The sequence below is a fragment of the Roseateles sp. genome, assembly GCF_036404855.1.
In the GTDB taxonomy this organism is placed as follows: domain Bacteria; phylum Pseudomonadota; class Gammaproteobacteria; order Burkholderiales; family Burkholderiaceae_C; genus Pelomonas.
The window spans coordinates 1-7,700 of sequence record NZ_DASWYS010000387.1; the positions used below are offsets into that span (position 1 = coordinate 1).

Consider the following 7,700-nt stretch of genomic DNA (forward strand, 5'->3'; position numbering starts at 1 on the left):
GAAGAAAGACGAGGGTGGTCTCACCCGCAAGCCGCAGTCCCGCCGCGGGGAGATCGACCGTGCCACTGTGGACGCCCTGTCCCAGCTCCAGCTCATCAAAGCGGACCTGGAGAAGATCAGCCTGGCCCTCGTATCGAACGAGCCCAAGCTGACCGATCCGCGCCGGGCGGAGTGGGAACAGCAACTCGACAAGGTGGACCTCGCCATCTCGCGCGCGCGCTCCGCCCTGCTCAACGGCTTGTCAGCCGCCTTCGAGAAGGAAGTGCCCGACATCGAGGCCGCAACGGGACAACTGGCCGAGTCTCTTCAGCGCTTGAAGAAGGTCGCCGAAGTCATTGACGCAGTCGCTGGCGTGCTAGGCATCGTGGAGAAAGTCATCGCCTTGGGACGCTGAATGGCCCCTACAGCGACGGATTCAACCCCGTCCATGCGGCGCGCTGATCTTCACCCGCACTGCCCCCAAAAGCCCGCCCAGCCAGCGTCGAGTGGCTTCGAGTGGCCGTATGCCCGAGCGAGCGATCCCAACCGGCCCGCTTTACGGGCTCAACAACTGAATCGGGCTCAGGCTCCGCAGCCTTGCGCGACGACGTGCGGAAGTGGATGCGCTCCAACCGGCCATCTGACTCCCACGTTTCAACTTGTAGGCCGCTTTCCGCTCAACGCATCCACTGTGACTCTGAACGCCACCCTCCCGGGGACGCAGTGCCGGTGGACATGCCGGCTGTCCAAGCGTGCCGCCGGACCATAAGAACTGGCGACCAACGGGCCTCTATCTCACCCTCGCACGAGCGCGTTGTCTGGCTTGCATCGCGCGAGTGCGACGCCGTACTTGAAGCTCCATCAATCCCCAGACGATCGCAAGCGGGAGTGCAACTGCGCCCAGCGCCAGCAGCGCATAAAGGTAATCCATCTCCGTGCCTCAGTGCGTCCCGGCAGGGCCCGCCAGCGAGACAGCCGTACCGAGGGGTGGCTGCGCCTGCGTTGCCGGCGCAATGGAGACGACGGGGGCGGCATGTTGGCTGCGCTGAACGCGGCCGGCGTTCCCGAAGGCTTGGACGGTCAGGATGGAGCCGGCCGTCCTGCTGTCGAACACGACGAGGATGCCGTTGGTCCGGCCGTGAAACACCCACGGCGCCAAACCTGAACGGACCAGTGGGTAGGCCAGGGCGGCAGCAGAGCTGAGCACAACGATCAGCGTCGGTGAGAGGTGTCGCCGCAGCGCACCAACTGCGGTCGCCTTGGTAGTGGGGGTGGAGAACGTCGTTGTCACGACTGAATTCCACACCGGCGAGCATCAAAACGTTGTCAATAGTTTGGCAGCCGATATCAAGGTCTCGTAAAGCCGCCCACAAGGGGGAGCACGCAGTCGTTCTACCGGCGGTTGATCTGCGGCCGTCAGGTTTGCACGCAGGCGCCGAACTGGACCACGGTGTTATCGGGGAAGCGCAGGAACCTCGCGATGCCTCTTCGCGTGAGGCTGAGCGCCGCTGGCATGCAGGGCCGAGGCCACTTCCCGAATCGATTCACTCCGATGGCACGCACGGCCCGCCTTTACGGTTTCTTGATACCCGCACCCGCAACTTCTACGCCACCTTGATGCGGCCAAAACTACGCTTTCGTCCATTGAAACTCTTCTTGCAACGAGGACCAAATGGACCTGATCTTCCTGGGGCTCAGCCTTGCGCTGTTCGGCCTCGCCATCGGCCTGGCCATAGCCAGCCACAAGCTGGAAGGCGGAAAAAAATGACCGTGCTGTACTGGATTTGCGGGCTGGTCGCTGCGGGCCTGTTTGCCTACCTGCTGTACGCGATGTTCCGCGCCGAGGAGTTCTGACATGGACAAGCTCGGATGGATCAATCTTGGCCTCTTCATGGTCGTCTTGCTGGTGGCTGCATGGCCAGTAGCGCGCTGGCTGCATCGAATCGCCGACGGCCGCTTGCCGCGGTGGATGCAGGTCGTGGAGGGGGGCTTCTTCAAGATCGCCGGTGTTAGGCCTGACGAGGGGATGCACTGGAAGAGCTATGCCGTCGCGCTGCTGCTGTTCAACTTTGTTGGCGTACTGGCCGCTTATGCGCTGCAACGCTTCCAAGGCGTGCTGCCGCTGAATCCCCAAGGCATGGACGGCGTCTCGTCAGATTCGGCGTTCAACACGGCCATCAGCTTCGTCACCAACACCAACTGGCAGGGCTATGGTGGCGAAAGCACCATGAGCTACCTGACCCAGATGCTCGCGCTGACGGTGCAGAACTTCGTATCCGCAGCGACGGGCATTGCCGTCGTGTTCGCGCTGATCCGTGGTTTTGCAGGCAAGCTGCAGAGCACCGTCGGCAACTTCTGGGCCGACCTGACCCGGGTGACGCTGTGGGTGCTGGTACCGCTGTCGTTCCTCTCCGCGATCTTCCTGGTCGGACAGGGCGTGATCCAGAACTTCGACGCCTACAAGGACGTGACGACGCTGGAGGCCAATGCCTATCAGACGCCCAAGCTTGACACCGATGGCCAACCGCTGATGGACGAGAAGGGGGCGCCCGTCACCGAGGACGCCTCGACGATTACGCAGCAACTCGCCATGGGCCCGGTCGCTTCGCAGGAGGCAATCAAGATGCTGGGCACCAACGGGGGCGGTTTCTTCAACGCCAATTCAGCCCACCCGTACGAGAACCCGACACCGCTGAGCAACTTCGTGCAGATGCTGTCGATCTTCCTGATCCCTGCGTCCTTGTGCTTCGCTTTCGGCTTCATGGTGGGCGACTCCCGGCAGGGCGTCGCAATCCTGTCCGCCATGAGCGTGATGTTCATCGCTGGAGTGATCATCTGCACGGGCGCGGAGCAAGCCGGCAACCCGCAGTTGAGCGCCCTCGGCGTCGACCAGGTACAGAGCGCGCTGCAGACGGGCGGCAACATGGAGGGCAAGGAAACCCGCTTCGGCATCAATGCCAGCAGCCTGTTTGCGGTCATCACGACGGCGGCCTCCTGCGGCGCAGTCAATGCGATGCACGATTCGCTGACGCCCATCGGCGGCATGGTGCCCATGGTGATGATGCAACTGGGCGAAGTGGTGTTCGGCGGTGTGGGGACCGGCCTGTACGGCATGCTCGTTTTTGCGATCCTGGCGGTATTCATCGCCGGCCTGATGATCGGCCGCACGCCGGAGTACCTGGGCAAGAAGATCGAGACGTACGAAATGAAGATGACGTCCATCGCCATCCTCATCACGCCGCTGGCCGTCCTGATCGGCACTGCAGTCGCAGTGATGGCAACGGGCGGCAAGGCCGGCATCGCCAACCCGGGCGCGCATGGATTCTCCGAGATCCTGTATGCGCTGACCTCGGCCGGCAACAACAACGGCTCCGCATTTGCGGGCCTGTCCGCCAACACGCCGTTTTACAACACGCTGCTGGGCATCGTGATGTGGATGGGCCGTTTCGGCGTCATCGTGCCGGTGCTGGCCATGGCCGGCAGCCTGGGTGCCAAGAAGCGCCTCCCGCAGGGGCCGGGCACTATGCCCACGCACGGCCCGCTCTTCATCGCGCTGCTGATCGGCACGGTGCTGCTGGTCGGCCTGCTGAACTACGTCCCTGCGCTGGCCCTCGGCCCGATGGTCGAACACCTGATGCTGTGGGGAGCCTGATCCATCATGACAACCACCCAATTCAAACTGTCATTCCTTGATCCGATGCTGGTCAAACCAGCGATCAAGGCGTCCTTCGAGAAGTTGAGCCCGCAGGTGCAGTGGCGCAACCCAGTGATGTTCGTCGTCTACGTCGGCAGCATCCTGACCACTGGCCTGTGGGCCGCGAGCCTGTCCAAGCCGGAGTTGGCCGGCACGGAAGGTTCGTCCTTCATGCTCGGCATCTCACTGTGGCTGTGGTTCACCGTGCTGTTCGCCAACTTCGCCGAGGCCATCGCCGAAGGCCGCAGCAAGGCCCAGGCGGCTTCGCTGCGCGGCTTGAAGGCCAAGACCTGGGCCAAGAAGCTGCACGAGCCCAAGTACGGCTCGCAATGGCACCCGATGCAGTCCGACGAGCTGCGCAAGGGCGTCGTCGTGCTGGTCGAGGCCGGCGACATGATCCCGCTGGACGGCGAGGTGATCGAAGGCGTGGCCTCGGTGGACGAAAGCGCCATCACCGGCGAATCGGCCCCGGTGATCCGCGAATCCGGTGGCGACTTCTCGTCGGTGACCGGTGGCACGCGCGTGCTGTCCGACTGGCTGGTGGTGCGCATCGGCGTCAATCCGGGCGAATCATTCCTGGATCGCATGATCGCGATGGTCGAGGGTGCCAAGCGCCAGAAGACGCCCAACGAGATCGCGCTGACCATCCTGCTGGTCGCGCTGACGCTGGTCTTCCTCGTCGTCACCGTGACGCTGCTGCCTTACTCCATCTTCAGCGTCGAGGCAGCCGGCGCCGGCACTGTGGTGTCCATCACCGCGCTGATCTCGCTGCTCGTCTGCCTGATCCCGACGACCATCGGTGGCCTGCTGTCGGCCATCGGCGTGGCCGGCATGAGCCGCATGATGCAGGCCAACGTCATCGCCACTTCGGGCCGCGCGGTCGAAGCCGCCGGCGACGTGGACGTGCTGATGCTGGACAAGACCGGCACCATCACGCTGGGCAACCGACAGGCCAGCACCTTCGTTCCCGCTCCCGGTATCACCGAGAAGCAACTGGCCGATGCAGCCCAGCTCGCGTCGCTGGCCGACGAGACGCCCGAAGGCCGCAGCATCGTCGTGCTGGCCAAGCAGAAGTTCAGCCTGCGTGAGCGCGAGCTGAGCACGATGGACGCCCACTTCGTGCCGTTCACGGCGCAGACGCGCATGAGCGGCGTCGACCTCGACGGCGGCGCGCGTCAGGTGCGCAAGGGCGCCGGTGATGCCGTGCGCCGCCATGTCGAAGAGCTCGGCGGCAAGTTCCCGACCGAGGTGACCCAGGCGATCGAGGAGATCTCCCGCCGCGGCAGCACGCCGCTGGTCGTCAGCGACGGCGCGCGCGTCATGGGCGCCGTGGAACTGAAGGACATCGTCAAGGGCGGCATCAAGGAGCGTTTCGCCGAACTTCGCCGCATGGGCATCAAGACGGTCATGATCACCGGCGACAACAAGCTCACGGCCGCCGCCATCGCAGCCGAAGCCGGCGTCGATGACTTCCTGGCCGAGGCGACGCCGGAAGCCAAGCTCAAGCTGATCCGCGACTACCAAGCTGAGGGCCGCCTGGTGGCGATGACGGGCGACGGCACCAACGACGCCCCCGCGCTCGCCCAGGCCGACGTGGCCGTCGCGATGAACACCGGCACGCAGGCCGCGAAAGAGGCCGGCAACATGGTCGACCTCGACTCGAACCCGACCAAGCTGCTGGAGGTGGTGGAGACCGGCAAGCAGCTGCTGATGACGCGGGGCTCGCTGACGACCTTCTCCATCGCCAACGACGTGGCCAAGTACTTCGCCATCATCCCGGCGATGTTCGTCGGCGTGTACCCACAGCTCGGCGCGCTCAACGTGATGGGCCTGCACAGCCCCAGCTCGGCCATCCTGTCGGCGGTGATCTTCAACGCATTGATCATCGTGGCGCTGATCCCGCTGGCGCTCAAGGGCGTGCCCTACCGCGCCGTCGGGGCCGCCGCGCTGCTGCGCCGCAACCTGGCCATCTACGGCCTCGGCGGCCTGATCGTGCCGTTCATCGGCATCAAGGCGATCGACCTGCTGCTGGTCGCCACCCATCTCATCTAAGGAGAGCATCCATGAAGACCATGCTCCGCCCCGCACTGACCCTGTTCGTGCTGCTCAGCGCCGTGACCGGCGTGCTCTATCCGCTGGCCGTCACCGGCGTCGGCCAGGGCCTGTTCCCCAAGCAGGCTGCTGGCAGCCTCATCGAACGTGACGGCAAGGTGGTCGGTTCCGAACTGGTCGGCCAGAACTTCACGTCACCCAAGTACTTCTGGGGCCGTCCGTCGGCCACGGGGCCGATGGCCAACAACGCTGGCGGCTCCTCAGGCTCCAACCAGGGGCCGTTGAACCCCGCGCTGAAAGACGCCGTGAAGAGTCGCGTCGAGGCGCTTCGCGCCGCCGACCCTGGCAACAACGCGCCGGTGCCAGCCGACCTGGTGACGGCCTCCGCCAGCGGTCTGGATCCCCACATCACGATGGCCGCCGCCCGCTACCAGGCGGCGCGTGTTGCCCGTGAGCGCAACCTGGCAATGCAGGAAGTGCAGCGCCTGATCGACGCCAACACCGAGGCCCGCGACCTTGCCGTGCTCGGCGAGCCGCGCGTCAACGTGCTGAAGCTGAACCTGGCGCTGGACAAAGCCAAGTCCTGACGCGCCCCACACAAGTCTCCCTACCCCCCGGCGGGCGCCCGACGCGCCCTGACGAGGTCTTTCGGCCGCGCCACAGCGCGCGGTCGGAAGAGCTTCCTCACCCCTCTTCTTCTGCCTTCCGCAGTTCGAGACTCCCATGAAAAAGAACCTTCTGACCCTGATCTCCATCGCCACCATGCTGAGCGGTGCGGCCCGTGCACAAACCGCGGCCGCGCCTGCCGCCACCCCTGAACACACGCTGACGGGCAACCTCACGCTGGCCAGCGACTACCGCTTCCGCGGCATCAGCCAGACCTACAAGCTGCCTGCCATTCAGGGCGGCCTCGACTACTCGCACAGCAGCGGCACCTACCTCGGCACCTGGCTGTCCAATGTCTCCGGCAACAGCTACAACAACGGCGCCGGCCTGGAGTGGGACCTTTACGGCGGCTACAAGTTCGCCGTCGCGGAAGGCATCACGCTGGACCTCGGTGCCCTGGCCTACCTCTATCCTGGCGCACGCCTGAACAGCGCGCCCGGTGTGGCGACCGGCGAGAAGTACACCAACGTCGACGTCTACGCGGGCATCAGCGCCGGTGCCTTCAGCGCAAAGCTGTCCGTCGCGGCCACGGACTACTTCGGCCTGAACAGCACGACGGCCGGCTATGCCTACTTCAGCGCCCTCAAGCCGGCAGGCAGCTCCAAGGGCAGCGCATACCTTGACCTGAACTACAACTTCGACCTGGGCTCTGGCGTCACGCTGGGCACCCACGTGGGCCACATGGCCGTGAAGCGCTACAGCGATCTGTCGTACACCGATTTCAAGCTGTCCCTGTCCAAGGAGATGTACGGGCTGGTCGTGACCGGCGCGGCGATCGGCACGGACGCCAAGCGCGACTTCTACCAGGCCGCCAACGCCGCCGGCCAGAACCCCAAGCGCCTGGGCACCACGGGCTTTGTCCTGACCATTGGCAAGACGTTCTGAAGTCGATTCGGGCGGGGCGATGCTGATCAACTGCGCAGCCTATGCGGCGGGCGTCAAGCTCACCGACCTCTCGCCCGACGATCCTGAGGAGCTGGCGAGCTACCTGGTGCGCCCGGACTGCTTCGTCTGGGTGGCTCTGAGGGACGCCGACGCTGCCGAGCTGGGGCCGTACAGGAGGCTTCTCGAGCTGCATGAGCTGGCCGTCGAGGATGCAAGCCATGGGCATCAGCGGCCCAAGGTCGAGGAGTACGGAAGCACGGTGTTTGCCGTCATCCAGCTCGTCGACTGGGTGGCGGGTGACCTGAGCGTCGGCGAAGTCGCGGTGTTCTGCGGCAGGAACTTCGTGCTTTCGGTGCGGCGTGGCAGCAAGACGCATTTGCTGGGCGTGCGCGAGCGCTGCGAGCGCGAGCCCGAGCTGCTGCGC

8 protein-coding genes are annotated in these 7,700 nt (G+C 65.0%); 7 read left to right on the forward strand and 1 reads right to left on the reverse strand.

Features of this window, described 5'->3' with window-relative positions; genetic code table 11:
- On the forward strand, positions 1–394 hold a 394-nt coding region (locus VGF12_RS26050), incomplete at its 5' end, for a hypothetical protein (RefSeq protein WP_331178962.1).
- 525 nt (positions 395–919) lie between these two features.
- Here VGF12_RS26050 and VGF12_RS26055 read toward each other — a convergent pair.
- Positions 920–1,270: a hypothetical protein gene (locus VGF12_RS26055; RefSeq protein ID WP_331178963.1), complete on the reverse strand. Its 351-nt coding sequence runs from the start codon at positions 1,268–1,270 to the stop codon at positions 920–922.
- A 473-nt stretch (positions 1,271–1,743) separates the two neighbouring features.
- Here VGF12_RS26055 and kdpF point away from each other — a divergent pair, with 473 nt between their 5' ends.
- The 6 genes from kdpF to VGF12_RS26085 all read left to right on the forward strand — a co-directional run.
- Positions 1,744–1,833 (forward strand): K(+)-transporting ATPase subunit F, encoded by a 90-nt coding sequence (gene kdpF / locus VGF12_RS26060; protein ID WP_331178964.1) that lies wholly within the window; start codon positions 1,744–1,746, stop codon positions 1,831–1,833.
- Between the two features lies 1 nt (position 1,834).
- Entirely contained in the window at positions 1,835–3,631 is a 1,797-nt protein-coding gene (gene kdpA, locus VGF12_RS26065; protein ID WP_331178965.1) for a potassium-transporting ATPase subunit KdpA, read from the forward strand.
- A 6-nt stretch (positions 3,632–3,637) separates the two neighbouring features.
- Positions 3,638–5,725 (forward strand): potassium-transporting ATPase subunit KdpB, encoded by a 2,088-nt coding sequence (gene kdpB, locus VGF12_RS26070; RefSeq protein ID WP_331178966.1) that lies wholly within the window; start codon positions 3,638–3,640, stop codon positions 5,723–5,725.
- Between the two features lie 11 nt (positions 5,726–5,736).
- Positions 5,737–6,312 (forward strand): potassium-transporting ATPase subunit KdpC, encoded by a 576-nt coding sequence (gene kdpC / locus VGF12_RS26075; RefSeq protein WP_331178967.1) that lies wholly within the window; start codon positions 5,737–5,739, stop codon positions 6,310–6,312.
- Positions 6,313–6,448: 136 nt separating this feature from the next.
- A complete protein-coding gene (locus tag VGF12_RS26080; protein WP_331178968.1) occupies positions 6,449–7,276 on the forward strand; it encodes a TorF family putative porin in 828 nt (275 codons plus the stop codon).
- Between the two features lie 19 nt (positions 7,277–7,295).
- Positions 7,296–7,700, forward strand: a 405-nt coding sequence (locus VGF12_RS26085) for a CorA family divalent cation transporter (protein WP_331178969.1), incomplete at its 3' end; no start/stop codon positions are given.

Bases quoted from the DNA above. Each gene is read 5' to 3' on its own strand.
- kdpF (WP_331178964.1), top strand. From the start codon at position 1,744: ATGACCGTGCTGTACTGGATTTGCGGGCTGGTCGCTGCGGGCCTGTTT.
- kdpA (WP_331178965.1), top strand. From the start codon at position 1,835: ATGGACAAGCTCGGATGGATCAATCTTGGCCTCTTCATGGTCGTCTTG.
- kdpB (WP_331178966.1), top strand. From the start codon at position 3,638: ATGACAACCACCCAATTCAAACTGTCATTCCTTGATCCGATGCTGGTC.
- kdpC (WP_331178967.1), top strand. From the start codon at position 5,737: ATGAAGACCATGCTCCGCCCCGCACTGACCCTGTTCGTGCTGCTCAGC.
- VGF12_RS26080 (WP_331178968.1), top strand. From the start codon at position 6,449: ATGAAAAAGAACCTTCTGACCCTGATCTCCATCGCCACCATGCTGAGC.